This is a genomic window from Rossellomorea sp. GCM10028870, assembly GCF_042666755.1.
Taxonomy (GTDB): Bacteria; Bacillota; Bacilli; order Bacillales; family Bacillaceae_B; genus Rossellomorea.
Map to the genome: position 1 here is coordinate 363,812 of NZ_JBHTGN010000005.1, position 26,662 is coordinate 390,473.

At 44.3% G+C, this 26,662-nt stretch carries 23 protein-coding genes; 18 read left to right on the plus strand and 5 right to left on the minus strand.

From position 1 onward, the window contains the following. The first annotated feature begins 53 nt into the window (after positions 1 to 53). The 10 genes from ACFQWC_RS20170 to ACFQWC_RS20215 all read left to right on the plus strand — a co-directional run bounded on the left by ACFQWC_RS20170 (position 54) and on the right by ACFQWC_RS20215 (position 12,918). Positions 54 to 995, plus strand: a complete 942-nt coding sequence (locus tag ACFQWC_RS20170; RefSeq protein ID WP_299744414.1) for a carbohydrate ABC transporter permease — start codon at positions 54 to 56, stop codon at positions 993 to 995. A 14-nt stretch (positions 996 to 1,009) separates the two neighbouring features. After that, positions 1,010 to 1,843: a carbohydrate ABC transporter permease gene (locus ACFQWC_RS20175; protein ID WP_299744417.1), complete on the plus strand. Its 834-nt coding sequence runs from the start codon at positions 1,010 to 1,012 to the stop codon at positions 1,841 to 1,843. Between the two features lie 29 nt (positions 1,844 to 1,872). Beyond that, positions 1,873 to 3,132 carry a Gfo/Idh/MocA family protein gene (locus ACFQWC_RS20180; protein WP_377108932.1) on the plus strand — a complete coding sequence of 420 codons (1,260 nt, stop codon included), beginning with the start codon at positions 1,873 to 1,875 and terminating at the stop codon, positions 3,130 to 3,132. Positions 3,133 to 3,232: 100 nt separating this feature from the next. Further along, complete coding sequence (locus ACFQWC_RS20185) at positions 3,233 to 3,952, plus strand: GntR family transcriptional regulator (protein ID WP_377108933.1); 720 nt, start codon at positions 3,233 to 3,235, stop codon at positions 3,950 to 3,952. 65 nt (positions 3,953 to 4,017) lie between these two features. Further along, positions 4,018 to 5,217, plus strand: coding sequence for an SIS domain-containing protein (locus ACFQWC_RS20190; protein WP_377108934.1), 1,200 nt, complete (start codon positions 4,018 to 4,020; stop codon positions 5,215 to 5,217). After that, a complete protein-coding gene (gatY, locus tag ACFQWC_RS20195) occupies positions 5,214 to 6,065 on the plus strand; it encodes a tagatose-bisphosphate aldolase subunit GatY (RefSeq protein WP_377108935.1) in 852 nt (283 codons plus the stop codon). Before ACFQWC_RS20190 ends, gatY begins: the two co-directional genes overlap by 4 nt. After that, positions 6,058 to 7,029, plus strand: a complete 972-nt coding sequence (gene pfkB / locus ACFQWC_RS20200; protein WP_377108936.1) for a 1-phosphofructokinase — start codon at positions 6,058 to 6,060, stop codon at positions 7,027 to 7,029. Before gatY ends, pfkB begins: the two co-directional genes overlap by 8 nt. Next, complete coding sequence (locus ACFQWC_RS20205; protein WP_377108937.1) at positions 7,007 to 7,933, plus strand: ROK family protein; 927 nt, start codon at positions 7,007 to 7,009, stop codon at positions 7,931 to 7,933. Before pfkB ends, ACFQWC_RS20205 begins: the two co-directional genes overlap by 23 nt. Before the next feature lie 61 nt (positions 7,934 to 7,994). Then, positions 7,995 to 9,164, plus strand: a complete 1,170-nt coding sequence (nagA, locus tag ACFQWC_RS20210) for an N-acetylglucosamine-6-phosphate deacetylase (protein WP_377108938.1) — start codon at positions 7,995 to 7,997, stop codon at positions 9,162 to 9,164. Positions 9,165 to 9,498: 334 nt separating this feature from the next. Beyond that, on the plus strand, positions 9,499 to 12,918 hold the full coding sequence (locus ACFQWC_RS20215; RefSeq protein WP_377108939.1) for a S8 family serine peptidase: 3,420 nt from the start codon (positions 9,499 to 9,501) through the stop codon (positions 12,916 to 12,918). Positions 12,919 to 13,099: 181 nt separating this feature from the next. Here ACFQWC_RS20215 and ACFQWC_RS20220 read toward each other — a convergent pair whose 3' ends face one another. The 4 genes from ACFQWC_RS20220 to ACFQWC_RS20235 form a co-directional block, all read right to left on the minus strand. Further along, on the minus strand, positions 13,100 to 13,642 hold the full coding sequence (locus tag ACFQWC_RS20220; protein ID WP_377108940.1) for a tubby C-terminal domain-like protein: 543 nt from the start codon (positions 13,640 to 13,642) through the stop codon (positions 13,100 to 13,102). Between the two features lie 132 nt (positions 13,643 to 13,774). Beyond that, positions 13,775 to 13,912 carry a hypothetical protein gene (locus ACFQWC_RS20225; protein WP_341357068.1) on the minus strand — a complete coding sequence of 46 codons (138 nt, stop codon included), beginning with the start codon at positions 13,910 to 13,912 and terminating at the stop codon, positions 13,775 to 13,777. Between the two features lie 303 nt (positions 13,913 to 14,215). Next, complete coding sequence (locus ACFQWC_RS20230; RefSeq protein ID WP_377108941.1) at positions 14,216 to 15,943, minus strand: sensor histidine kinase; 1,728 nt, start codon at positions 15,941 to 15,943, stop codon at positions 14,216 to 14,218. Further along, on the minus strand, positions 15,940 to 16,653 hold the full coding sequence (locus tag ACFQWC_RS20235) for a response regulator transcription factor (RefSeq protein ID WP_299744449.1): 714 nt from the start codon (positions 16,651 to 16,653) through the stop codon (positions 15,940 to 15,942). Before ACFQWC_RS20235 ends, ACFQWC_RS20230 begins: the two co-directional genes overlap by 4 nt. Positions 16,654 to 16,745: 92 nt before the next feature. Between ACFQWC_RS20235 and ACFQWC_RS20240 the strand changes: the two genes are divergently transcribed. The 3 genes from ACFQWC_RS20240 (at position 16,746) to ACFQWC_RS20250 (ending at position 20,331) form a co-directional block, all read left to right on the plus strand. Next, positions 16,746 to 17,429 carry an ABC-2 transporter permease gene (locus tag ACFQWC_RS20240; protein WP_299744452.1) on the plus strand — a complete coding sequence of 228 codons (684 nt, stop codon included), beginning with the start codon at positions 16,746 to 16,748 and terminating at the stop codon, positions 17,427 to 17,429. After that, the gene (locus ACFQWC_RS20245) at positions 17,429 to 18,370 is read left to right on the plus strand and encodes an ABC transporter ATP-binding protein (RefSeq protein ID WP_377108942.1); all 942 of its coding nucleotides are present in this window, start codon (positions 17,429 to 17,431) and stop codon (positions 18,368 to 18,370) included. The genes ACFQWC_RS20240 and ACFQWC_RS20245 overlap by 1 nt, the downstream gene beginning before the upstream one ends. Positions 18,371 to 18,945: 575 nt before the next feature. Then, positions 18,946 to 20,331 (plus strand): hypothetical protein, encoded by a 1,386-nt coding sequence (locus ACFQWC_RS20250; RefSeq protein WP_299744458.1) that lies wholly within the window; start codon positions 18,946 to 18,948, stop codon positions 20,329 to 20,331. 484 nt (positions 20,332 to 20,815) lie between these two features. On the opposite strand, the gene ACFQWC_RS20255 is transcribed toward ACFQWC_RS20250, so the two are convergent. Continuing rightward, positions 20,816 to 21,151 (minus strand): hypothetical protein, encoded by a 336-nt coding sequence (locus tag ACFQWC_RS20255; RefSeq protein ID WP_341357063.1) that lies wholly within the window; start codon positions 21,149 to 21,151, stop codon positions 20,816 to 20,818. 294 nt (positions 21,152 to 21,445) lie between these two features. On the opposite strand from ACFQWC_RS20255, the gene ACFQWC_RS20260 reads away from it, so the two are divergent. From ACFQWC_RS20260 to ACFQWC_RS20280, 5 genes are all read left to right on the plus strand, one after another. Then, the gene (locus ACFQWC_RS20260) at positions 21,446 to 21,775 is read left to right on the plus strand and encodes a 2Fe-2S iron-sulfur cluster-binding protein (RefSeq protein ID WP_341357062.1); all 330 of its coding nucleotides are present in this window, start codon (positions 21,446 to 21,448) and stop codon (positions 21,773 to 21,775) included. Positions 21,776 to 21,833: 58 nt separating this feature from the next. Next, the gene (locus ACFQWC_RS20265) at positions 21,834 to 22,604 is read left to right on the plus strand and encodes a creatininase family protein (protein WP_341357061.1); all 771 of its coding nucleotides are present in this window, start codon (positions 21,834 to 21,836) and stop codon (positions 22,602 to 22,604) included. A 32-nt stretch (positions 22,605 to 22,636) separates the two neighbouring features. Further along, positions 22,637 to 24,103 (plus strand): hypothetical protein, encoded by a 1,467-nt coding sequence (locus tag ACFQWC_RS20270; RefSeq protein WP_377108943.1) that lies wholly within the window; start codon positions 22,637 to 22,639, stop codon positions 24,101 to 24,103. Between the two features lie 253 nt (positions 24,104 to 24,356). After that, a complete protein-coding gene (locus ACFQWC_RS20275) occupies positions 24,357 to 25,085 on the plus strand; it encodes an iron-containing redox enzyme family protein (RefSeq protein WP_299744472.1) in 729 nt (242 codons plus the stop codon). Positions 25,086 to 25,179: 94 nt separating this feature from the next. Further along, positions 25,180 to 26,652 (plus strand): aldehyde dehydrogenase family protein, encoded by a 1,473-nt coding sequence (locus tag ACFQWC_RS20280; RefSeq protein WP_341357060.1) that lies wholly within the window; start codon positions 25,180 to 25,182, stop codon positions 26,650 to 26,652. Positions 26,653 to 26,662 lie beyond the last annotated feature (10 nt).

A 26,662-nucleotide genomic window follows, 5' to 3' on the forward strand; every position in this document is an offset into this window, starting at 1 on the left:
GATGAAGGGAAGAGGGATCTTCTCTTCATTTTCTAACAAAGGAGGAGAATAAAATGGAACCGCTTCCTCTCCAGGTTGAAACGAAGCGAAAGCTTCACGTGCTTTCGTATGCCAGTACCAAGAAACGCTCAGATTATCTTTGGGCTTATATCATGATCGCTCCAACGATGCTCGGACTCTTTGTCTTCTATTTATGGCCGATGCTTCAAACGTTTTACTTCAGTTTTACCGAGTGGGGGGCATTTGGCACATACAAATGGATCGGGTTAAAGAATTACTCACGGATGCTTTCGGATGTGAATCTTCTGCAATCATTCAAGAATACAGGGATCTATATCCTTTGTACCGTACCATTGGGGATATTTCTTTCGATTCTTGTCGCTGTTTTGCTCAATCAAAAGATTAAGGGGACAACGGTTTATCGGACTTTGTACTTTCTGCCTGTCATTACTATGCCTGCAGCGATCGCTATGGTGTGGAAGTGGCTTTATAATTCCGATTTTGGATTGTTGAATTACTTGTTGTCCTTTATAGGAATAGATGGACCTCAGTGGTTGACGAATCCGGATATCGCCCTGTATTCGATTATCGCGGTGGCGATTTGGAGCGGGATCGGCTACAACATGGTCATTTTCTTATCGGGACTGCAGGGGATCCCGAAAACCTATTACGAAGCGGCTGAAATTGATGGAGCAGGGCCCGTGACGATGTTTTTCAAAATCACTTTGCCATTACTGTCTCCGGTCATTTTCTTCGTGTCGATCATGTCGTTGATCGGAGCCTTTCAATTCTTCGACCTGATCTTTATGATGATCAGTAAAAGCAGTACGGCATTGGAGAACACGCAGTCCATCGTCTATCTCTTTTATCAGCATGCCTTTGTATTGAACGACAAAGGATATGCAGCTGCGATTGCAGTCCTGCTATTAGCGATGATTCTCATCATTACCGTTATCCAGATGGCACTGCAGAAGAAGTGGGTTCATTATGATTGAGGAGGGGATGGCATATGCAGAAGTCGATACAGTTTATTAGGAGTAAGTCTTTTCTCATCCATTTCATCCTTATCATGGGCTCGATTGTGATGTTGTTTCCCTTTGTGTGGATGATTCTCACGTCATTGAAAACCTATGCAGAGTCCATTCAGGTTCCCCCTGTGATGATACCGGAAGACTTTCAGTGGAAGAATTATGAAGAGGTTTTCACGCTGCTTCCATTCTTTAAGTTTATGTTAAATACCTTTATCATTACGGTGCTTCGGACGGCGGGGCAGTTATTTCTATGCTCCCTTGCTGCCTATGCCTTTGCACGGATTGTGTTTCCAGGAAGGAATCTCCTGTTTGTCCTGGCGTTATCCGTATTGATGGTGCCGGGTCAGGTGTTCCTGCTTCCCCAATATATGATCATGGTGAAGCTTGGCTGGCTCAATACGCTTCAAGCCGTTGTGGTGCCTGGGTTATTCAGCGCCTTTGGAACATTTCTCTTAAGACAATTCTTCATGGGATTACCGAAGGAGTTGGAGGAGGCGGCCAGACTTGACGGGTGCAATCATTTTCAAATCTATTGGCGCATCATGCTGCCACTCGCCAAGCCGGGTTTGATCGCCCTTGGTATCTTCACGATTCTATGGTCGTGGAATGAACTGATGTGGCCGATGATCGTGAATAGTTCACCGGATGCCATGACATTGGCCGTAGGATTATCCTCTTTACAGGGGCAGTATGGCACCAACTATCCAATCTTGATGGCAGGCTCATTCTTGGCTGTTTTACCGATGTTGATTTTGTTTATCATATTACAGAAGCAATTTATAGAAGGAATTGCGATTACGGGTGGAAAATAAGTTGATAGGCAACTAAGGGAGGAATGACAATGAAAGCAGCATTAATCGGGGCCGGAAGCAGAGGTTTCTACGCATACGGATCCTATGCACTCCAGTACCCTCATGAAATCGAGTTTATCGCTGTGGCGGAACCAGATCAAGAGAAGCGGGAGAAATTTGCGGAAGCACATGGCATCCCTGAGAATATGAGATTCGAAGACTGGCCCGATCTGTTGGATCAAGATAGGCTTTGTGAAGCACTGTTGATCTGCAGTCCGGACCGGGACCACTATAAACCTGCCATGCGAGCCATTGAAAAGGGTTATAGTATTTTATTGGAGAAACCGATGTCACCAAGTCCCCTTGAAACATTGGAGATTGCTGAAGCAGCTGAAAAGCATGATACACTGCTGAGCGTATGCCACGTGATGAGATATGCCCCATTCTATCAGTCTCTTAAAGACGTGATTGATCGGAAGGTAATAGGGGATATCGTTTCCATTCAATGGAATGAAAATGTCGGCTATTTCCATCAAGCCCACAGCTTCGTCCGTGGGAACTGGCGCAATTCCAAGGAATCGAGTCCGATGATTCTACAGAAGAGCTGCCATGACATGGATATGCTTGCCTGGCTGATAGGCACGGACTGCAGAAGTGTTTCTTCCTATGGGAGTCTTTCCTATTTTAAAGAAGAGAATGCTCCCGAGGGATCCACCCATCGATGTCTCGATGGGTGTAAAGTGGAGAAAGAATGTCCGTATTCCGCAGCGAAATGGTATCTTCATGACCGGGATGTGTGGCCTGCGAATGTGGTGTCCTCGAATCCGAGCATCGAAAGCCGTTTGAAGGCGATCCAGGAAGGCCCCTATGGACGTTGTGTGTACCGCTGTGATAATAATGTGGTGGACCATCAAGTTGTTAATTTACTGTTTGATGGGGATGTCACGGTTTCGTTCACGATGACGGCGTTTACGAAGGAAACGTACCGCCATTTCAAAATCATGGGTACAAATGGGGAAATCAGCGGCCATGACGCTGACAATGAAATAATCATCAAGCATTTTGCCGGGAAGAAGGAAGTGATTCATCCTCCAACGGTAGATGGCGGACATATGGGTGCCGATACGAGCATCATGCAGGATTTCATCAACCGGGTTCGCACGAAGGATAAAGGGACACTGACCTCAGCCAGAACGTCTTCCCAAAGTCACTTGATCGCTTTCGCAGCGGAAGAATCAAGACTGAAAGGTGCGACCATCGAATTAAAAAAGTTTCAGGATGAATTGGAGAAAGCAAAAGAAAATGCCTAATGGAAATATCTATCATGCCATCGAGTGATAATTGTCGCAATTTTATGTATAATGGTTATACAAATGGTTATGACAAAGATACCACTAAAAGGAGTTTAACATGATAGAAAAAGATAATCGCCTACCCTTGTATTACCAACTTATGGATGAGCTATTGGGTAAAATTGAAAGCGGGGAGCTTGCTGAGCAGGAGCAGTTACCCTCTGAACGGGAGCTATGTGAATCATATAAAGTAAGTCGGACCACCGTTAGGCAGACAATGCAGGAGCTCGAAAAGGGAGGATACATCTACAAGGTTCACGGTAAGGGATCCTATGTGTCCCCGAAAACGTATAAGCAGAGTCTTGTGGAATTCTACAGCTTTACAGAAGAAATGAAAAAAATCGGAAAGCAGCCATCGACGAAGGTCGTTTCCTTTGAAAAAGTACCTTGTGAAAGTACCGTAGGAAAAAAGATGAATCTGACAGCGGAAGATGAGGTCTACAAGATCACCCGATTAAGACTCGCCGACAGAGATCCAATGATTTATGAAACATCCTTCGTACCAGTGGGGCGTTTTCAACACCTCACCAAGGAAGAGTTGGAGATCACCCCAATGTATGAAGTTTTCCGGTCGAAGTATGATGTGAATATCACACGAGCACTGGAAAGCTTTAATGCCGTCAGTGCCCAGGCAGTCGAGGCAGACATGCTGACGATTGAGGAGTATTCCCCCTGCCTGAGGCTTGAGCGTATAACCTTTGAAGAAAATGACGTCATTGAATATACCATCTCTATCGCAAGAGGGGATAAGTTTACGTATACGGTAGAACTAAAATAGGTACTTAAAGGTATCTATTCATTCTAACTGGTAATGACAACATTATCAGTACAGGAGGAAAACGTATGGAACTTTTACATTCAAACAAGTGGGAACATCAGCATTCCGGTGCAGTCCATACATCAAGAGAAATCACCCAACAGCCAAGACTTTGGAAACGAACCATCGAAATCATGCTGGAAAATCAAGACGAACTGAATCCATTTTTTAAGAGAATCAAAGAGAAGCATCCTCACATCCGAGTCATATTGACAGGTGCGGGCACATCCGCTTTTGTGGGGGAAACTTTACTCCCCCATATGAGAAAGCTTGCGAAAAGCCAAGACATGGCCCTGGAGTGTATTGCCACGACGGATGTGGTTTCCAACCCCCATCTATATTTAGATAGGGATGTGCCGACCATGATGATTTCGTTTGCCCGATCGGGAAATAGTCCAGAGAGCCTGGCTGCCGTTCAATTAGGCGAACAACTTGTCGATGATTTTTACGGGGTCGCTTTTACTTGCAATAAAAATGGATTATTGGCGAAGAAAACAAAGGAGAAATCCAATCACCTCGTCATCTATATGCCGGAGGAAGCGAATGATCAGGGATTTGCCATGACCAGCAGCTTTACGACAATGCTACTTTCCTCGTTGCTTCTATTTGAAAATGAACGTATTCTTGCCATGAAGGATCTTATAGAGAAAATCAGTCAGTCTGGTGAAGAGATTATCAAAGGTGCGGCACAAGAGGTAGAAAAATTGGCTGCTACCTCCTTTTCAAAAGTCGTTTATTTAGGATCCGGCGTATTTCAGGGACTGGCGAGGGAGTCCTCTCTTAAACTACTGGAACTGACAGGGGGAACCATTTCATCTTTCTTTGATTCTTCACTGGGCTTCCGGCATGGTCCCAAGTCGATATTGGACCAGGGGACAATGGTGTTTGTATACCTGTCGAGCGACCCTCACACAAGGAAGTATGACCTGGATATCCTGAAAGAACTTTACGGAGAACGGAGTCGGGGGAAAGTCGTGGCGGTCTCCTCCATTAAGGATGATGACGCCGAGAATCACTGTGATGTTTTTCTTTCGGTAGGTTTGGACACGATCAGAGAGGATATTTTCCTGACGTTACCATTTGTTGTGTATGCCCAATTGTTTGCAATGTATAAATCAATCCACCTGGGATTCTCCCCGGATAATCCCTCTCCATCTGGGCTCGTGAATCGAGTCGTGAAAGGTGTCAAGATTTATCCTTATGAGAATGGGGGAGACAAAGTATGATTCATTCAAAGCGGTTGATTCTGGCCGATGCTCAGTCAAAAGGATATGCAGTCCCTGCTTTCAATGTTCATAATCTGGAAACGCTCAAGGCAGTCCTTGAAACTGCCCAAGATCTTCGTTCTCCTGTCATGATCGCAGCGACACCCAGTACCGTCCGATATATGGGCAAGAACTTCCTGATCAAGATGATGGAAGCGGCGGTGAAAAGCTATGATTTTCCTGTCTGCTTCCACCTTGATCACCACGAAAATCTGGATGATATCAAGAATCTGATCCATATGGGCGTTCCATCCGTCATGATCGATGCCTCCCACCATTCCTTTGAAGAAAACATACGGATTGTCAGGGAGGTCGTCGAATATGCCGCACCATTTGGCGTGGCGGTAGAGGCTGAGCTTGGTCGATTAAGCGGCATGGAAGATGACATAGAAGTAGACGAGAAGGATCAGATCTATACCAACCCGAAGCAGGCAGAGGAGTTTGTCAGGAGGACCGGCATTGATTCGCTGGCCGTTGCGATCGGTACTGCACATGGTTTATATAAGGGAGAGCCCAAGCTTGATATAGACCGGCTGGCGGTCATCCAGCAGGAAGTGGATGTCCCCCTTGTCCTTCACGGTGCATCGGGGCTTCCTGATGAGCTTGTCCGCGAGACCATTGAGCGGGGCATATGCAAAGTGAATGTAGCAACGGAATTAAAGATGGCGTTTGTAAAAGGGCTCCGCAGTTATCTTCAGGAGAATCCTGAAGCCAATGATCCACGCTATTACTTTAAAGATGCGGTTGTCCAAATGAAACAGGTGGTAGCGGAGAAAATAAAACTTTGCGGCAGTTTCAATCGTGGGTAGGTCCGTGATAGCAACCGTCACGTTAAACCCGGCGATCGATGTCCGTTATACTCTGTCACAGTTTCAAATCGGAGGGGTCAATCGAGTTTCTTCTATTGAAAAAACACCAGGTGGTAAAGGTCTTAATGTCACCAGGGTGCTATCCGGGTTAGGGAATCAAATTACATGCACGGGATTTCTTGGTGGGAAAAACGGAGAATGGATTCAGAACCAGCTATCGCATATGAACCTTCACGATCATTTTGTTTCGATACAAGGGGAAACAAGGTCTTGCCTCGCTGTTCTCTCAAAGGGGGGCCAGACCGAGATCCTTGAACCGGGACCAGTCATTGGCCCAGATGAAATCGAGCGTTTTAATCGAATGTTCGCTTACATCATGGATACAGTAGACTTTGTCGTTGTGTCCGGAAGCTTGCCGAGAGGAATACCGAACGACTTTTACAAAGGGCTTTCAGAAAAAGCCAATCAAAAAGGAGTTCGAATGCTATTGGACACAAGCGGGCCGGCCCTAACTGACAGTATGGCCGGGAAACCTTTCTTGATTAAACCGAATAAGGATGAATTCAATGACTTGATAGGGAGAAAGACAAACTCTAAAAGTGATATGCTTCAGCAGGCACAATCCATATGTCAGAAAGGAGTTCCATACGTGCTGCTTTCCCTTGGGGGGGAGGGAGCCTTCTTAGTGAGTGAGAACAGGGTCCTCTTTGCAAGGATACCGAACGTGAACGTGGTGAATCCTGTCGGGTCCGGAGACAGCATGCTGGCGGGGTTCACCCACGCTTATTCCCATGGTTACCCCATAGAGGAAGTGCTAAAATGGGCTTGCGCATGTGGGATGTCAAACGCCATGTTGGAAAAGACAGGTTCCATAAATCCGGTTCATGTAAAACGATTTGTAAAGGAAATTGACGTCATTGAAATGATTGGGGGAATGGAAGATGAGTCATATCGCGTGTTTTGACATCGGGGGAACCTTTATTAAATATGGTGTTTTTGATGGACATGGACACCTACTTTCGAAAGGAAAGACAACGACTCCCATAAGCAATGAAATCGTTGATGTTCTAAATGAAAAAGTGAAAACGTTTCAGCTTGATCAACCCATTTCTGCCATCGGGATATCATCTTGTGGATTGGTTGATCATAAAAGGGGGATGATATTATTTTCAAATAATATAGATGGATATAGTGGGACGCAGCTTGGAGAAAAGTTGTCTCATTTGACCCACTTGCCTGTATCCGTTGAAAACGATGTGAAAAGTGCGTGCCTTGGCGAGATGTGGCAAGGTGCCGTCAAAGGGAAGAGTGAGGCCGTGTTTCTGACCCTCGGTACTGGAATCGGCAGCAGCATTGTGATGGATGGTCAAGTCATGCATGGCTCTGGGGGACTTGCGGGGGAGCTTGGCCATACCGTCATTGTGGCAGGGGGGAAACCGTGCAGTTGCGGCAGAAAAGGCTGCTTTGAACGGTATGCATCCACCTCCGCTTTTGTCCAGGACTATAAGGATGAAGCCATACGAAATGGCATAGGAGTGGAAATTGTTTCAGGTGAAACGATCATGGAGCTTGTCATGGCGGGCGATCCAGTCGCCCTTGGCGTTTATCAACGGTTCATCCGTTATATTAGTATAGGAGTATCCAACGTGATTCATCTTCTCAACCCAGAAAAGATCATCATTGGGGGCGGGATCACAGAGGGTACAGGTCCTCTTTTCCAAGATATAAATAACCAAGTACGGAATGAAGTTATGGATGTGTACGGGTGTGAGGACAAGGTTATTGCTTCCGCCTTGGGAAATGATGCTGGATTATACGGAGCATGTTACCTTGCCTTAAACCGGTTGAACATGAAAGAATCAGTCTAGAAAGCAGCACCTCTGATGGTGTTGCTTGTTCTGTTTATTTATATTAAAGGGGATGAAGAATATGAAAGCCGTGAAGGCGGACCACATATATACACCGGAAGGAATAGTTGAATACGGGTACCTCCTCATTGAAGATGGACGGATTTCAGGGATAACAACGGAACCTCCACCATGTCCCATCATCGCTTTACCCGGTTGTTCTGCCATACCGGGAATGATTGATCTCCATATTCATGGAATCGCGGGGCACGATACGATGGATGGAAGCGTCTCTTCCCTAAACGAGATGTCAAAATCCCTTGCGAAATACGGCGTAACAGGGTTCCTGCCAACTACACTCACCCACGATCCCGAAAGTATCCGCAAGGCGGTTGGAGCAGTAAGCAGTGCCATCGGTCAAACGACCGGAGCTGAAATCCTTGGCTCCTATGTGGAAGGTCCATATATCACACCCGAACATAAAGGGGCACACCCTGTGGAGTACATGCGGGAGCTTTCCATTGAAGAGATAGAAGAACTGATTGATGTTTCGCATAATACCATAAAAGTCCTCACAATTGCTCCGGAAAAAGCTCATGCCATGGAGGTCATTCGTCACCTAGCGGGTAAGGGGATCCATGTTTCTATTGGTCATACCAATGCAGACTATGAAACCACGAATCTTGCTGTCTCCCATGGAGCAAAAGTCGCGGTCCATACATTCAACGGAATGCGGGGCTTCAAGCACCGTGACCCGGGATGCCTCGGCGCAGTCCTGACCAATGATGACTGCCTGTGTGAATGCATCGCAGACCTCCATCATGTCCATCCGGGGGCGATCAAACTCTTACATAAAGCAAAAGGAAGCGACAACATCCTATTAATTAGCGATTCCATGGCGGCCGCCGACTTACCTGACGGTGATTACACTCTAGGAACAATGAACGTGAAAGTCAAGGACCGGATTGCCAGGACCGTAGAAACCAACTCCTTGGCGGGTAGTACAACGAACCTGTTGGACTGTCTTAAGAATATGACAGAGGTGCTGGACCTCCCCCTTGAGGACATTTTGCCAATGGTTGGTCTGAACCAGGCAAAGCTACTAAACATCGATCACGAAATCGGGACCCTGGAAATCGGCAAAAAAGCCAATATCGCCTTCATAGACCAAAACTGGAACGTCCAAGCCACATTCGTCAATGGGGAAGTGGTGTGGGACATGGGGACAGGCACCCTGTCCCAAGAATTATAGAGACAAGGGGTTTCAACCCCTTGTCTCTATTTGGTTCTGGGACAAGGGACCTGTCCCCCCGTCCCAATCAAGGCGTAGGTTAGGGTACTTTCCCTATGTTTTATCCACTTGGGGTTTTTTAAAATATATATTTATACAAATAAGGGATTTTATGTTTAAATAATCAGACTAATAGACTATTAAATGGAATTCTCTCTTCACCATACCGGTATTAAATACCTTTAAAATTAAAAAGAAAAGTGCTTGAAAACCCCCATTTACGCAAGCGATCTCTCTATCTACTATTAAAAATAAGAATAGTTAGAAAACTAGATAGTAGAGGGGAAGTAGAGGCATGAAGAAAAAGGTCGTACCATCTTTATTGGCATGTGTGATGACGGCAAGTGCGTTCGGGGCATCAGCAGGTGCGGAGTTTCAGTTTTCCAAACAGGAAAAGGTCCCCCATTCTGTTCTGGCGGAGAAATCGAATCCGTTTGCGGAAGCACTTGAACAGAACAGTGACCCATTGTACGGAGTGGATCAGTCTTCCTTCGATCCGAACGAGAATGTAAGGATTGTCGTTGAGGTTGAGGTGAATAAGCATGCGAAGTCGTCTCCGCACGCTCAAGTTGAAAAAGTGAAGAATATCATTTCGGGTAAAAAGAACTCAAAGTCAAAAGTGAGACACACATTTTCAAAAGGTTTCAGTGGCTTCAGCGTGGATACAACATTTGGTGAGGCTCAAAAGATCGCTAAGCTGGATGGCGTAAAGGATGTTCGCATTTCTAAACAATACGAGCATACCGTTGTAGACAGTAAGGAGCTCGTTGAGGCGATGGATACGTGGACGAAGTATAACACGCGCGGGGAAGGTATGGTCGTAGCGGTCGTTGATTCAGGTGTGGACCACCGTCACGAAGCGATGCAGCTTTCGGAAGAAGGAAAGAAAGCGGCGAAGTTAACGGAACAAAACCTGCAAGATGATTTTCAACAAACCGAAGTAGACGACACCTGGTACACAGATAAAGTCCCTACAGGCTACGACTGGGCAGACAATGATACCAACGTCATTCCATCCTCCAATTCTCACGGGACCCACGTAGCGGGGATCGTAGGAGCTTATGAAGAAACCAAGAAAAAAGCAGAGGGTGTCGCTCCCGATGTACAGCTATTAGCGGAAAAAGTTTTCTCCGATAAGGGTGGCGGCGCTTATGACGATGATATCGCAGCAGGGATCTATCATGCCGTTGAAATGGGGGCGGATGTCATCAACCTAAGCCTTGGTTCGGAAGCAGGGAACGTCGATCCGAACGATCCCGTCCAGCGCTCGATTCAATATGCCACAGAACAAGGCGTCCTGGTTGTTGCGGCGGCAGGGAATGCGGCTTATAGCACCAAGAACAATTTGCTGGAAAGGTCTCAACTGCCTTTAGCGAAGAATCCAGACATCGGATTGGTCGGAGACCCGGGTGTGACACCTTATGCCCTTCAAGTTGCTTCTTCAGAGAACGACATGATGACAGTAGACGGGCTGCGTTTGTCCGATGGAACTCTATTCGGCTATCAAATTCAGCCGGGGATCAAGAAATTGATCGGGACGCTGGATCCATCCAAGGAATACGAACTGGTTTATGTAGGTGAGGGGAATTCGGCAGCGGTCAAGGACCTTGACTTGAAAGGGAAGATCGCGGTCGCACAGCCATCGCAGTACTATTCCCCCGCAACCTATATGCAGACCGCAGCTGCAGGGAAAGGTGCTGTGGCAGTGATGGTGGTTCCACCTCCCCAAGTGACATCGTATGCAAACCTATACTTCAGCCCGTACTTCATTCCGGCGGTCACAACCGATCAAGTGAATGGAAATGAACTCGCAGAGCGATTGAAGTCCGGTGAAGAAGTGACGGTGCAACTGACTGACGAAGTGCTGAAGGTTCAAAATACGGCAACCGAGCCGATGTCCACGTTCTCATCCTTTGGATCTCCAACGGACTTAAGCTTCAAACCTGAGATCACGGCACCAGGCGGGAAGATTTTTTCGACAGTGATCAATAACGAATATGAAACCATGAGCGGAACGTCCATGGCAAGCCCGCAGGTGGCAGGCGGAGCCGCGCTTCTTTTACAGCACTATTATCAGGAGCTGGGTCTTCCGAAAGAGATGGAAACGGTATTAAAAGCGAAAAACGCATTGATGAATACGTCTGAAACCCTGACGAATCCAACCAATGATCACTCGGTTTATTCACCAAGAAGACAAGGTTCCGGGATCATGAAGATCGACCGTGCGATGGAGACGCCATATCTCCTTGAACGTTCGGGTGTTCCATTAGAGCAGGCCGCTTCTGTTGCTCTGAAAGAAGTGGGACGCAGCTTTGATTTCACCTTGAATGTGGAGCCTTTAAAGAAAAATCTTGTGAAGCCTCAGCACCAATATGAGATTATGATCGATCTAATTACAGACGAAACAACCAAACAAACACATGATGGAGTGGAAAGAGAGTACTTAACGCTTCACACTGTACCGGTTACAGGGGCAGACATCAAGATCAACGGCAAGACGTACGATCCAGCGGAACCGTATCAATATAAACCGCACCGTGATGAGGAAGTGAAGATTTCAGTTGAATTGCCTGAAGAGCTGAGTGAAGGGCGCTTCATTGAAGGGTTTGTACGCTTTGTACCAAAAGGAAGCTCCGTAAAAGAACTGACGACACTTTCCGTACCGCTTATGGGGTACTACGGAGACTGGGACTCCATGGCGAATGTGGATGAAAGCCCGGTGACAGGGGATGCATTCTTGGGGTATACGGTCCTATTCAATGAAATTGATTCGTTGCCAATCGGATATGATCCGGCCACTGGAACCTTCAATAAAGAAAAGATAGGCGTGTCACCACGATCCATAAGTGAGGGGGCTTATCCTTCTTTTACCGCGCTGCGCAACCTGAAAGAACTGTCCCTGAGCATTCAGGATGAGGAAGGGAATACCATTAAAGAGATAAGCAACTTTAGTGAATTCACAGAGGATGGAAGTCCGTTTAAATTCAGAAAGAACATCATGAGCTACAGAAATTACTCATATAACATGGAAGGATTATTCTGGAATTCTACTGACGACGATGGGAAAACGATAAAGGATGGACAGTATTATTACGTCTATACGAGCACGTTAAACTATGAGGGTGCTGAACCTCAAGAGACCAAGATTCCGATAAAAGTAGATTCCGAAGCTCCTAAAGTGGAAGACATCAAGGTAGAAGAAATGCCGGATGGAAACTATCATATCAGCTGGGATATAACAGACACGGGTACCGGTCCTCTTGGCAGCCTGCTTTGGGTGAACGGAAAGTCCCAACGGATTCAAAACGGGGGATCAGAGTACATCTCAAAAGTGAAACCGGAACTGGTCACCATCTCTGCCATCGACAATGCCCGAAATGTGGGAGTTGCGTACCAGGGGGATGAAACGCATTTAAACGCCGAACCCCTTATTAACTATTTAGGCATCAACAACGCTTCAAGCGTAAGTGAAACCAAGCCACTGCGCCTGACGCTCTTCGGATACAAACGCCTTGATTGGCATTTGGAAATTACCGATGCACGGGGGAACACACTTGAAGAAGCAGACATCCATGACGAACATTCCATCTATAACCTGCCATGGGCTCCTGACAGTGATTATCCGGATGGGGACTACTATGTGAAGGTAACGGTGAAGGATGAGAGTGGATTGACGCTATCATCTGTTCCGAGAAAATTCACGGTTAAGCGATAGAATGTGGGACGGGGGGGACAGGCACCGTGTCCCGCCGAAATTAATAGAGACGAGGGGATTTATTCCCTCGTCTTTATTTTGGTTTTGGGACGAGGGACCTGTCCCTTCGTCCCGATTCCCCCGCTGACGTAGTAACTGCTATTTATCAGCTCAAAAAACTTTTGTCCAAACATTTCTTAAACTAGTCACTACTGTTGATATGCATTAAGTAATAGACTCCGGCAATTTCACAATAATGGATGGAATCGTCGTGTAGATTGATGGTGTAAGTATAGGGAGGTATTAAGGTATCATAAGATACTTCAGCTACAATTTTTAAGTGTCCGCTTTGCTCTTTGTAAAAACGAGTTGTACGATCCATTACCTTTGATTTCACTTGCATATTTCTCCCCAGAAAAGTATATAAAAATAATTGGTGTGTCTTAATTTTAGTTTTATCTCTAATTTCAAAGTGATGAAGTTTCCCATCCTTCTTATAGTTCACGTCCCATTTATTAAACAATAAATTTTTAAGAAGACTTTTTTCTTTAAAGTCCAGGGAAGTTTCCTCCAACACGCTTCTGACCTTCACATTTGACATATTGATAAATGTACTAAGTACATTTTGTCCTTTAAAATTGAAATATCTCTCGATTTCTCCAACCTTTTTGCCCGAATCATCAGTAATAGCGAAAGTCTTTGTTGATCGGTTCATCATTGGTGGTCGGAACTTATAAGTTCTCATCAGAATTCCTCCTAAAGATTCTTTGGCAGGGACACGGGGACAGGCAACCCGTCCCAAAACTGAAAAAGACGTAGGGAAAATCCCCTCATCTCTATTTAGACCCTGGGACAAGGGACCTGTCCCTTCGTCCCTTTATCCTTTAAATAACTCAATAACAGGGTCTAATAATCCCGTAAACCTCATAATGAGAAACACGACGCAAAAAATGGTAAATCCGAAACTTAATCGTTGGAAAAATGTTTTGTGCTCTTTCTTTGCTACGCTTGCCATAACTTGTTCACCTCCTGTTTGATTGTTGTTTTATTGCTTTTGTATAACATTCGAATAATGATCACGATTGTTAGAATTCTTCATAATAATTATAGCTGTTACATTCACGATACCCTTTTATATGTAAAAATGTAATATATTAGTATTTGAAGTTAATCATAGCATTGTACATTCTCTTTCAACAAGAAAGAGAATACCAGACGAAAGAATCATTTTCTCTGATATTCCCTTATCTATGTATGTTGGGGGGACAGGCACTCTGTCCCAAGAGTGAAAAAGAGGAGGGGAGTATAACCCCAGTCTCTACTTAGATTTCGGGACAAGGGACCTGTCCCTCCGTCCCTTATGAGGAAAGATCAATCGGATGGTTGTTCCGGTGTTCAGCTTACTCGTTACTTCGACTTTTCCGTCATGTGCTGACACCAGCTGATGAGCAATGGCCATCCCTAATCCTGAGCCGTTATCACTGTCTTTGGTATTTCCGCCGCGGTAATATTGATTAAATAGGTTTTGTATGCTTTCAGAATCGATCCCTGTCCCGTTGTCTTCCACACTTATGATGATGGAGTCCTCTGACTTCAGTACCCTAATGTTAATGATGGTCCCGATAGGGTTGTGTTTGATGGCATTGACCACTAAATTATTCATAATTCTCGTAAACCATTTTGGATCCACATCGAGGAACACCACCTGATGGGCTGTCTCGAGAAGAATCGGTTTATCAGAGGATTGATGCTGGGTCATCCATTTTTGCAAGAATGAAATGACGTCGATTCTCTCTTTATGGAGGGGGAGGGCATCATTCTTCAGTCGATACGTCAGGTTCAGATCTTCAATTAATTCACTCATATAATGGGATTTGTCTTGTATGATTTGCCCGAATTCATTCATCTCGTTTTGACTCCACGTATAAGAATCAGAAACGAGGAGGGTGGAGTATCCATAGATTGAGCTGATGGGAGTCTTTAAATCATGGGAAAGACCCGTAATCCATTCTTCTCTTGTTTTGTCCATTTTTTTCTGGATTTGTTCATTTTTCTTCAAGGTGGATGTGAGCTTTTCCAAAGAATGAACGACATCCTTAAAGAAAGCGTATCGTTTATGCAGCATTCCTGCTTTATTTAGTAAAGGGCTTACTCCTTTTTTATTTAGAGGGATGACATATTTTCCTTCAGACATATCGTTGATCCACTTCATCATATACAACAAAGGAACCCCGAATTTCTTTCCGTACCATAGCCCTAGTAATATGATCATTAGGCCAAGAATGGTAGAAACGATCAAGAAGCCTTTGATAAACGAACGGTCGATCATGTTATCTGTGATCGCATCGGGGCTGTAGTATGTATTCTCCGTACCAATTACATATAAAAGAGTGCTGTTGTCAGGACGGTATAACGAAAGGTCATACTTTGAATTCCACGGTTCTTCCTTGATATCCAATAGTTCGTTAAACGAGTAGTGTAGCGTCTTAGGCGCAGCGTAATCCTTGATCATGTCTCCCTCAGAGTTATAGATCTGTATCCAGGCATCGTTTTGAACTAAATAATCCTGAACTTCCTTGCTGATTTCCGGAAATCCGTTCATGGTTGTCAGATCATTTTTTATTTCAATGCTTCTTACCTTTTCACCATACATGACGACGTAGCCGTCCGGGATTTCCCAATAGTTCATTCTGTACATTCGGTTCTCTAAAGAAAGTATATCAATGAAGCTATAGGAATCAGGCAATTCTGTTGGAGTATTGTATTGGCCTATTACGCTGCCTTCCCGATTCACTACTTGCAGCCATCCTTCATTCTTTTTGACAGATTCTTTCACGTCTTGATTGATGTTCACCTCTTGTCCTTTAATCTCTATGGCGTGTTCAATATACTCTTTGGACGTTCTTGAGAAGTCTGATTTCATCTCAGATTGAGAGATAATGAAAGACAGTGAGACAAGAGCTATGATGATCAGCCCAATGATGACAACTAACAAGAAAATAAAGTGCGATAAAAAGTGCATAGTCAGTTTTTTTCGTAGATTCATAGTGTCCGGCTCTTTCCGCTTACCAGCTTATATCCCAGCCCCCTGACAGTTTGTAAAAAAGTTGGCTTACTGGGGTTTTTCTCGATTTTTTCGCGGATTTTTCTTATATGGACCATGACGGTGTTATCGTCCATCAGTACATGCTCTTTCCATACTTGATGATAGAGTTGTTCTTTTGAAAAGATCCTGTCAGAATTTTTACAGAAAAAAAGCAGGAGATTGTATACTTGAGCGGAACAAGGGACCAGGCGATCCTCAACCCATAACTCTGCCGATTTTGTATTCAGCTTAAAATGACCGAAGTCCAGGATTTCTCCTTCTTCCTTCTCTCCTTGAGAGGCAAGATACCGCTTCATTTGGACCTTTACTCTTGCGGCCACTTCAAGAGGATTGAACGGTTTGGTGATATAGTCATCACCGCCATGGGTGAACCCGGTCAATTTATCCAGATCAGAATTCCGGGCCGAAATAAAGAAGATCGGAGCGTTGGATTTCTTCCTGATCGTTGAACAAATCTCATATCCATGCATATCGGGGAGCATCACATCCAGAAGGATCAAATCATATCGATTGCCTTCCATTAATTTGATTGCCTCCTCCCCGGTTGTGCATGTTTCCACCGACTGGAATCCTTCTTTGTTTAACACCAGCTTTATCATTTTTAGAATTTCCACTTCATCGTCTACAATCAGTATTTTTCCTTTTTCCATTTCTCGGCTCCTTTTTAAGGTAATGTTAAGGATGAGTTAAATTTATCTTAATTTACCAATAGTATACTATTTTTAGAAAGGAGTGGTAATGAATGTGGGCAATATGCATGAATGAATTTAAAGGACATTTTAAAAGTGTTAAATCGATCATCGTCATCGCAATCATCTTTGGGATAAGTTATGTATTGGCAGATTTCATGACTACGGTTGCAGATCAGTTGGATTTAGGTGGGAGTAAGGATGGATTTGCGATTGGAACCCTGATGATCGTATTTGGATTAGGGTTTTTATTTATAGCAGGCCTGTCTCATGATTTAATGAACCGGGAAATCAGCAGCCGCACGATGAGATTTTTAGTGACGAAGACCACCCGAACGAAGATTTTATTAGGAAAATATCTGGGGGTTTGGTTTTTCTGGTTCTTTTGCATAACGGTTTCTTATCTGTTGGTAACATTTGTTTCGAAAGAATTCCTATGGCTTGGTGTTGTGGATTGCATGTTGTTTCTTTCGGTCGCCCTGGCATTGAATCTTATCTTTTCCATTGTGATGCCGAAGCCTGCCGTCTCGATGTTTTTCGGCATCGTATTCGCTCTTGTGTTCCCTGCGCTCAGTTTTTGGGCGATCTATGCCGATAGCATTTATACGAACTGGTTTAAGTATTTAACCCCCTATTATTATTCAACGCTTGGAAGTTACTATATCTTAATCAATCTCATTTATGCGGTATTACTATTCATCGTTGCAAGAGAGATCTTCAAGAGGAGAGATTTATAATGAATGTGATAGAGGCAAACGGACTCACGAAACAATTTGGTTCCAAAAAGGTCGTCAGTGATGTAAGTTTACATGTGGAAAAAGGGGAGATATACGGGTTCCTGGGAAGGAATGGCGCCGGAAAATCCACCTTCATCAATATGATTACCGGGGTGATAAAACCAACTTCAGGAGAATTCAAACTGCTGGGTGAAACAAAGCTTGAGAACGTATACAGCCGAATCGGGGTTTTACCCGATTATTCAACCTTTTATGATTCCTTAACCGCCCTTGGTCATATAAAATATTTTGCCAGCATTAACGGCAAAAAAATATCAACGGCACAAGGAAAAGAAGTTCTGGATCGAGTGGGGATTTTAGAACATGCAAATGTAAAGGCAGGAAAATTTTCTTTCGGTATGAAGAAAAAATTAGGGATTGCCCAGGCGATCGTCCATGATCCCGATCTGGTCTTTTTGGATGAACCTACTTCAGGTGTCGATGCTGAATCAGGACTTAGCATCCAGCAGCTGATCCTGGATTTGAAAAGAGAAGGAAAAACCATTTTCATGACCTCCCACAACTTAAATGAGGTCGAAAAAATCTGTACCCGCATGGCTATCATGAAGGATGGCATAATTATCAATGAAGGAACATTAGAGGAATTAAGGGCCCATTATTCTTCCTCCATCCAGGTGGAGATCAAGCATTCCTCACTGGAAAATGGAAACCCTCATCTCATCAACCAGTACCTTGAAACCGTGGGAAAAAAGATTGAGACAAGAGGAAATGTCACATCCCTTGTAATCGAATCAGAAAAGAAAATCCCACAAATCGTCCGGGCATTCACCAAACATAATATTGATTTATACAGGATTAATGTTGATGAACCGTCTTTAGAGGATATTTTTTTGCAGAATGGATCTTTGGGACAAGGGGACAGGCACCCTGTCCCGCTATAAAGAAGTGCAGGGACGCGGTACCTGTCCCCATGTCCCCAAAAAAGAGGTAGTCCTATTGCTTGGACCACCTCTTGGATCTGGAACTGAACTGCCTTCCAATTGAGAAATACATAGGATAAAATGTTATATCATTAAAACTTTAACGTTCGTTTTAGTCTGGCAAATTTGCGGTTTGCTTTTTCTAAAGCGTGTCTAGATCCAAATAATAGTTGGAACATATGGACCCCTCCCGAAGATTTTTATATTTTTCTTAATATCTTTAGTATAAGAGGGATATGAAACGAAGTCAATAATTATTGTATACCAAATGCCTTATTTTAAATGTAATTAACGTAAAAAGTAGATTAAAAAATCATTATGGTATACCATAATGAAGAGAAGGATTTCCTAAAACCGCATTAAATCCCTGTTATAAGCCAATTATCAGCAAGGAACCGATACTTATGTTGTAATAGGAAAGAGTAAATACAATCAAAAAACCTTGTTTTTTCTGAAATAATGTATACCATACAATTGATTTTCATTCTCAAGAGGTTTAATATATAGAATAATCAGAAAAAAGAATTGGTGATTAGATGATAAAACTCTTATCCGGTGTTTCCATCCTGTTTTATTTGATCAACGAACTTTTCAGTGGTATCGATATTTCTCCCATCATTTCTGTGATTTGTTTCCTGATTGTCATGATCACTTTATTCAGAGTAAACAAGTTTGTAAGGGTGATAGGGGGGACGTTTCTTGTATTGGGATTCATCATGTTGTTGAAGGGTGACGCCGGTTTGAAAGATATTCTGTTTTCATTCGGCCCGATGCTCAATCTTCTGACGTTGTTTGCTTTGGTCCCTTTGTTAGCGCTTCCTATCAAGCTCGGAAACTACTCTGAGAATATTCAAGGCTTCATATCCAGGAGGGTGAAATCCTCAACAAGCTTATATAGTCTCACATCAGGGATTTCATATTTCTTTAGTATTTTCATGAATCTGGCCACGCTGCCGATGACGTATTTCTCTGTCAGGCCGGCGGCGGATGCTTTTCCGCTCCAAGATAAAGAAAGGTTCATGAGCAGAGCCATCACTCATGGATTCTCCATGCCTTTGATGTGGGCTCCAGTGACCCCGATTGTCGGGATTGTGATTGATATGACGGGGGTAAAGTGGGGCGGGCTGCTTCCTTATGTCCTTCCTTTAAGTGTGATGGGGCTGCTGCTTGATTGGTATACAGGTGGATTTAGAAAGAGGAGAAAGCGTCCTTCATATCGTACAAGCCCTGCCGCTAATGAAACGGCTGCAGCCATTGAGGGGATGGACGGAAAGGCGGGGGCAGGAAAACTGTCACACATTTTGCTGGCGATACTTGCCTTCAATATCGTCATCTCATTCCTGGAGCATTGGTTGTCCCTTTCGTTCTTAATCGTCGTCTCACTGCTCGTCATTCCCTTCGCTTTCATATGGTGTCTATTATTGGGAAGAGCAGGTGGTTTTAAAAATGGGCTGGTGGATCACTATCAGCACCATTTACTAAAAATGAAAGATCAGTTCTTCATCTTTCTGTCTGCAGGATTCTTTATATCGGCGATTGAATTCTCCCATACGGATCATCTGGTGAATGAATGGATTACCGCTTTCAAGGATACAATCGGGATTGAAATCTTTGTCCTATTAATCCCTCTGATACCTTTGACCCTGGCGTTTATCGGACTTCATCCAGCGGTGGCACTTGCCTTACTGGCAGGAACACTTGACCCTCACAGCTTGGATGTTTCACCCTATATCCTGACGGTTTCCATGCTCGCAGGGGCAGTATCTGCGTTTCTCATGGGACCCTATAACGCAACGATCGGTCTAATGTCTACCATTGTAAAGACAAGCTCCTTCAAAGTATCGAATTGGAATTTTACATTTACGATTTCTTTTCTGGCATTGACCGTGACGTACCTCATCATTTTGCAGATTCTTATATAGGAAAAAAACACCTTCGATTTTTGTATGTTTGTAGATACTAGAATCAAAGGTGTTTTTCGTTGGGATCTCTTTTAAAAATAAATAGAATACAAAAAGAGCTGATTGGTGCGGAGATTTAGATAGTTTGTCTTGGAGAACCCTCAATCTAAAATAAGGTCTGTTTTTTATATTTTTTTAACACGTAATTTGTCCGTCAAAATGTAGCAGAAAAGAGTGGATTGCAGCGGAAGGCAAGTGCCTGGAGCGGAAAGGGACGGTCCCTGTTTTCAAACTATCATTCATCAATTCTGGAAGTTATATAAAGCCAGGGGCTAAGACAACATAGGTACTTAACTTAGAGGAATCTCACCGCAAGCCCCGCGGAAAAAGGTCATTCGGAACGGAAATCAACCATCACTCCCACAAAAAAGCAGGCTTACCTAACCCTCCACATTCCAAAGGATCGAGTAAGCCTGTATAATAACAGATTGAGGTTATTACTTTACTAGACAGCTAATTCATCAGACTTAACCAGCTTGGAATGTTTCGAGTCCTCGCTGTTTCCATTCGCCTTCACAATTTCATATAACTCCTCGCGTGCGCCTTCGATCGTCTCGAAGGATTCGAAGAACTTCACCCGGATATGATTGACATACTCTTTCCCCTCATACTTCTCATACAATTGAATCTTCGCATCGTCATCCAGGACTCTGGCAATGGTATAGGAAGATTTCAATTTATCGAAGAAATAAAAGTGATACGTTTCTACAGGCTGGAATCCGTCATTTTCTAGTATCGTCTGAAAGGTATCCTTGTTGGTCAGTACAATATACTTTTCCATAATAAAACCCACTCCTTCATGATGGATTCAGTACACTTTGTATTTTGTATACCAAATCTTCTTGTCTACAGTGTAAAGGAAGAGCCGAATGAAATCAATATAGTTTTCAGAATTTTTATTTATTTGTTGATTCGTCGCTAATTTATCCTTTTTCACTTTCAAAACTTACAGTCATTTCCAATCTCGTTTTTGTAAGAAAACCTTACGAAAGGGTTTACATTTTTATAGATTCATATGTATACTTAAGAAAATTCTAAAAATTGTGATAAATGTCACGGTAAAGGAGTGTTTTGTATGCCAAATGTCAAGCTGTATGTTGAAGGTGGAATCGTTGAACAGGATGTGAAAGATGGCGCTAATTTGGTTGTACTGGCAGGAATTAAGCAGTTTCCGAAACTGAAATATGGATGCGGGATGGGGAAATGTACGAAGTGTACATGTAAAGTGCTGAGTGGCGGTGAAAACCTGGATCCACCCAATTGGAAGGAGGATAAAATGCTGGGGGAATTGGTGAATGAAAACTACCGGCTCACGTGTCAGCTGAACATTAAAGCGGATATCGAACTGACGCAGGAAGGTGTGGACGTCAAGAAAAGAAAAGCGGCAGCAGAGGCAAAGGGTTAATTTTTTTTGTGGTTTTAATCGGTATACAAAATACCGTAAAAGTGTAAGGGGTGACAATATGGATTCGTACGTACTGACAAATATGACTTGGGAAGAGGTAGAGGAGGCGTTAAAAACCGTTAAGATGGCGGTCATACCGATCGGGGCCCATGAACAGCACGGTCCTCACATGATTGAAAGCTGTGATGCGGTACTTGCAACCGAGATGGCGAAAAAAATTGCCGAGCGGATGCACCCGCATCTGATCGTTACCCCGACGGTCAATATGGGCGTATCTCCCCATCACATGAATTTCCCGGGGACCATTTCCCTGAAGCCGGATACATTAATCGCGATTTTAAGGGATATGGTACGTTCTTTAAAGCGTCATGGGATCAATAAATTTCTATTCCTAAATGCGCATGGGGGAAATCAATCGACGTTAAGTGTGGCGAGCACGGTCCTGTCAGAGGAGGAGGGGGTTGAGGTTTATTATGCAAAAACCACCTCATCTGCTAAAGAATCGATCAAGGATTTCATCCATTCCCCGATTTTCGGGCATAGCTGTGAACGCGAAGTATCAGAAGCGCTTTACTTAGCACCATACTTGATCAGACCGGACAAATTGACGTCGGGAGACTTCTGTGAAGGGGGGAGATATAAACAATTAAGACCGGGAAAAGCGATTCAAGGATACTATCAGTATGAAGAAATGACGAAAAATGGATGTATCGGGGACGCAACAAAGGCATCGAGAGAGATAGGGGAACAGATTGTTACAGAAGCGACAGAGAATATTGCACAAGCGTTAAGGGAATTATTACGTCTCGAAGTTGAAATGCTGAATTAAATCGCTACAAAAAAGTGGGAAGGGTGAATGCTTTGGATTTATCTGCTGCTCATTGGTTGTATGCATTGGTTACTGCACTTGTCATCGTTACGATGTTGTTTCGGAAAGGGGTTGTACTGCCGACGATCGTCGGGACCTTTTTGGTTGCCTGGTTGTATAAAGGGTCCCTCGTCGGCGGTTTTATGGCGGTCTTCAACGCCAATCTGGTTGCAGCCAGAGAATTATTCAGTATCTTTTTAATTATTACCCTGATGGTCGCTCTATTAAACTCACTGAAAGATATCGGAGCCGATCAACGGATGATCGTGCCCATACAGAAAGTCATGGTCAACGGTCATATCGCTTTTTTCGTATTAATGGTAGTGACGTATGTCATTTCATTGTTCTTCTGGCCGACACCGGCTGTTCCACTTATTTGTGCTCTGCTCGTTCCTGCTGCCATGCGTGCCGGCCTGCCGGCGATGGGGGCCGCGATGATCGTGGCGATTGCCGGACAGGGGATGGCGTTATCGTCTGACTATATCATGCAGATCGCGCCGATGCTGACGGCAACATCCGGGGGGATGGAAACGGTGCAGGTTGCGGATAAAGCGATGATTTTATCGATTATAACAGGAGTGACAGCTGTCGGGGTTGCTTATGCAATGATGTATAAGTCGATTGCCAAGCCGAATAGCGAAGAAGCAGAGAATGCGGTCAACCTATTGAATGCCATGACTGCGGACAAAAGTGTTGTGGAAGCTGAAGTATCCGCGGCGTCTGAGCTTGAGGTTTACAGAGGCAGAAAAGAAATATGGGGGAAAGTGTTTGCTGTTCTCGTTCCATTGTCCATGCTTGCCGTCATGATTTTTATGTTTTCTACCAAGTTTAGTGATGCAGAGGCGGGGAGATTTGCAGGTGGGGACGGTGCTGCCTTTATCGGTGGAGTCGCAGCCGTACTGCTGATTTTGGCTTCCATTGCATTTGGAAGAATCCATGCCCTGGATAAAATCGGGGATCACATCACAGACGGTTTTATTTTCGCGTTTCGTGCCATGGGTCCTGTTATCCCGATAGCCGGATTCTTCTTCCTGGGGAGCTCGGATTTTACCGGGTCGATTCTATCACTTGGGGAAGAAGCGGCCAAGCCTGCCTTTCTATTCGATCTCGTTCAGTCTGCACAAGCATCTATTCCTGAAAACGCTTTCTTTAGTGCCTTTGGTATCCTTTTAGTTGGTATCATCACTGGTTTGGATGGTTCAGGCTTCTCAGGACTACCTTTAGTGGGAGCATTATCAGGTGCCATGTCAGGTTCAGCCGGGATTGACCCTGGTACACTGGCGGCGATCGGTCAGATGGGATCTGTTTGGACAGGCGGCGGGACACTGATCGCATGGTCATCCCTAGTGGCGGTGGCAGGCTTTTGCGGGGTATCCGTATTGGAGCTCGCCAGAAAGAACTTCATTCCCGTCATGACAGGGCTTGTGGTGGCAACCCTTGCGGCCATATTGTTCATGTAGCCAGCATTAAAATTATAATTTTTAAAAAAATCAGAAAAGTATATTTACAAAGTACGATTCATAGGGTAGTATAAAGTCAATGGTATACCAAATGAACAAGCTAAGTAGTTGTTTTCACGAACTGTATCTCTTTAGATGCTGTCACTTCAGTCGAAAAGGAAGATATGGTTGTTTTTTCAACACTATTTGGTATACAAAATACACAATACAATGTGCAGATCAACTGCAGCATACTTTTAGGAGGAGAATGATCATGACAAAACTATTATCTAAAGATGAATTCCGTAAAGAGCTGGAAGAGGCAATCAAGGGAAATCATAGTCAAAAGGCTCCTTTTACAACTGCTTGGGCAGAAGGGAAGCTCGAGAGAAAGCACTTTGCAAAATGGGCTGAAAACCATTACCACTATGTTGGGCCTTTCGCGAACTATCTTTCGTATATCTATCACAATACGCCTGATCATCCAAAATTCGAAGACGCGAAAGATTTCACCCTTCAAAATATGTATGAAGAAGAAATCGCCGCAGATCGCCATACCGACTTGTTGATCCGTTTTGCTGAAGCGTGTGGAACGACAGGCGATCGAGTAAGAGATCCGAAGAATATGGCTGCAACGACTCTTGGACTGCAAAGCTGGTGCTATTCAGTGGCGGCACGTGAAAACTTCGTAGTGGCAACGGCAGCATTAGTAGTAGGTTTGGAATCACAAGTACCTGATATTTATCGTAAACAAACGCCGGTCCTTCGTGAAAAATACGGATTCACAGATGAAGAAATCGAATTCTTCGACCTGCACATCGTATCGGATGAAATCCATGGAGAGCGTGGATACAAAATCGTGTTGGAGCATGCTGATACGCCGGAACTTCAGCAGGAATGCCTGGAGATTGTGCGTGTAGGAGCGAAAATGCGCCGCATGTACATGGACGGATTATGGAAAGAGTATCTTGAAAAAGATTTAGGTGCTCTTGTACAGGCTTAAGATACTTAGAACATTGTAAAAAATGCATAAGTGGCAGTTTCCTGGTATGGGAACTGCCATTTGTTCATCATATCCGAGAAATGAATAGGAAAGGATGTTTCGAGTGCTAGTAGCAAAAGCCGAATTATACAAAAACTACATTAATGGTCAATGGGAGGATTCCTCCAGTGAAAAAACGTTTGTCAGCCTTAACCCGGCCAATAAAGAAGAAGTGGTCGGTGTCTTCCAGGCGTCGACACAAGAGGACGTGAAAAGGGCCATTGAATCTGCGGATGCCGCTTTTCCTTCCTGGTCTGATACGGCGCCTTCCAAGAGGGCAGCGATCCTTAACAAGGCAGCTCAATATTTGATCGACCATGTAGATCAATTTGCAAAGGAATTGACTCAGGAAGAAGGGAAGCCGATCGGGGCTGCCCGTGGGGAAGTGCTGAGATCTGCTGAAACCCTGAAATATTATGCGGTCGAAGGTCAAAGCCAAAGCGGAGAGACCTTTCCCCAGGATGATCCCAACATGGATGTATCATCGAAGCTTGAGCCGCTTGGTGTCATCACCGTCATCACTCCTTGGAACTTTCCATTATCGATACCTGCCCGTAAAATAGCGCCTGCATTGATCACAGGAAATACGGTTGTATTCAAGCCATCCTCTGAAACGCCATTGGTTGCTTATCGATTAGTGGAAGCTTTGGTACACGCCGGACTTCCGGATGGGGTACTTAATTTTGTAACGGGGAACTCCCGTGAAATAGGTGACAGCCTGGTCGACCATCCAGCAGTGAAGGCTGTGACGTTTACAGGATCTACTGGCGCCGGGGAACGCATTCATCGTAATGTTTCCTTCGATACGAGAACACAGATGGAGCTTGGCGGGAAGAATCCATTGATTGTGATGGAAGATGCCGATATCGAGCTTGCAGCTAAATTGACAGTGAATGGCGGCTACAATCTAAGTGGTCAGGCCTGTACGGGAACCAGTCGTGTCATCGTGATGAAAGAGGTCAAAGAGAAATTCCTCAGTGCTTTGGTGGAAAAAACAAAGAACCTAAAGATCGGTAACGGATTTGAAGAAGGGATCACGGTTTGTCCGTTGGCGAGTGAGAAGCAATTGACGAATGTGTTGAAATACATTGAAATCGGTAAAGAAGAGGGAGCCGACTTACTGTACGGGGGAGAGCATGTAACGGAAGGCGATTATGCAAAGGGCTATTACGTTCGTCCGGCGATCTTTACGGAGGTCGATCCTTCCATGAGGATTGCGAAAGAAGAAATCTTCGGTCCTGTCATCGCGGTGATCGAGGTTTCTGATTATGCTGAAGCGATCAAAGTGGCCAACGACGTTGAATACGGTCTGTCCGCATCGATTGTGACCAATAACTTAAAAACGGCCCAACAGTTCACGAAAGATATCAAAGCCGGCACCGTGAAAGTGAATCGGACAACGACCGGTAACCTGATGAACGCTCCATTTGGCGGCATCAAGAGGTCAAGTACGTCCACCTTCCGTGAATCTGGAAGAGCAGGACTCGATTTCTTCACTCAAATCAAGACCGTATATATAGGATACTAAAATTCTCTGG

Bases quoted from the DNA above. Each gene is read 5' to 3' on its own strand.
- ACFQWC_RS20255 (WP_341357063.1), bottom strand. From the start codon at position 21,151: ATGGAAAAGTATATTGTACTGACCAACAAGGATACCTTTCAGACGATA.
- ACFQWC_RS20175 (WP_299744417.1), top strand. From the start codon at position 1,010: ATGCAGAAGTCGATACAGTTTATTAGGAGTAAGTCTTTTCTCATCCAT.
- ACFQWC_RS20190 (WP_377108934.1), top strand. From the start codon at position 4,018: ATGGAACTTTTACATTCAAACAAGTGGGAACATCAGCATTCCGGTGCA.
- gatY (WP_377108935.1), top strand. From the start codon at position 5,214: ATGATTCATTCAAAGCGGTTGATTCTGGCCGATGCTCAGTCAAAAGGA.
- ACFQWC_RS20185 (WP_377108933.1), top strand. From the start codon at position 3,233: ATGATAGAAAAAGATAATCGCCTACCCTTGTATTACCAACTTATGGAT.
- ACFQWC_RS20275 (WP_299744472.1), top strand. From the start codon at position 24,357: ATGACAAAACTATTATCTAAAGATGAATTCCGTAAAGAGCTGGAAGAG.
- ACFQWC_RS20250 (WP_299744458.1), top strand. From the start codon at position 18,946: ATGATAAAACTCTTATCCGGTGTTTCCATCCTGTTTTATTTGATCAAC.
- ACFQWC_RS20280 (WP_341357060.1), top strand. From the start codon at position 25,180: ATGTTTCGAGTGCTAGTAGCAAAAGCCGAATTATACAAAAACTACATT.
- nagA (WP_377108938.1), top strand. From the start codon at position 7,995: ATGAAAGCCGTGAAGGCGGACCACATATATACACCGGAAGGAATAGTT.
- ACFQWC_RS20245 (WP_377108942.1), top strand. From the start codon at position 17,429: ATGAATGTGATAGAGGCAAACGGACTCACGAAACAATTTGGTTCCAAA.
- ACFQWC_RS20235 (WP_299744449.1), bottom strand. From the start codon at position 16,653: ATGGAAAAAGGAAAAATACTGATTGTAGACGATGAAGTGGAAATTCTA.
- ACFQWC_RS20215 (WP_377108939.1), top strand. From the start codon at position 9,499: ATGAAGAAAAAGGTCGTACCATCTTTATTGGCATGTGTGATGACGGCA.
- ACFQWC_RS20225 (WP_341357068.1), bottom strand. From the start codon at position 13,912: ATGGCAAGCGTAGCAAAGAAAGAGCACAAAACATTTTTCCAACGATTA.
- ACFQWC_RS20240 (WP_299744452.1), top strand. From the start codon at position 16,746: ATGTGGGCAATATGCATGAATGAATTTAAAGGACATTTTAAAAGTGTT.
- ACFQWC_RS20230 (WP_377108941.1), bottom strand. From the start codon at position 15,943: ATGAATCTACGAAAAAAACTGACTATGCACTTTTTATCGCACTTTATT.
- ACFQWC_RS20265 (WP_341357061.1), top strand. From the start codon at position 21,834: ATGGATTCGTACGTACTGACAAATATGACTTGGGAAGAGGTAGAGGAG.
- ACFQWC_RS20260 (WP_341357062.1), top strand. From the start codon at position 21,446: ATGCCAAATGTCAAGCTGTATGTTGAAGGTGGAATCGTTGAACAGGAT.
- ACFQWC_RS20170 (WP_299744414.1), top strand. From the start codon at position 54: ATGGAACCGCTTCCTCTCCAGGTTGAAACGAAGCGAAAGCTTCACGTG.
- ACFQWC_RS20205 (WP_377108937.1), top strand. From the start codon at position 7,007: ATGAGTCATATCGCGTGTTTTGACATCGGGGGAACCTTTATTAAATAT.
- ACFQWC_RS20220 (WP_377108940.1), bottom strand. From the start codon at position 13,642: ATGAGAACTTATAAGTTCCGACCACCAATGATGAACCGATCAACAAAG.
- ACFQWC_RS20180 (WP_377108932.1), top strand. From the start codon at position 1,873: ATGAAAGCAGCATTAATCGGGGCCGGAAGCAGAGGTTTCTACGCATAC.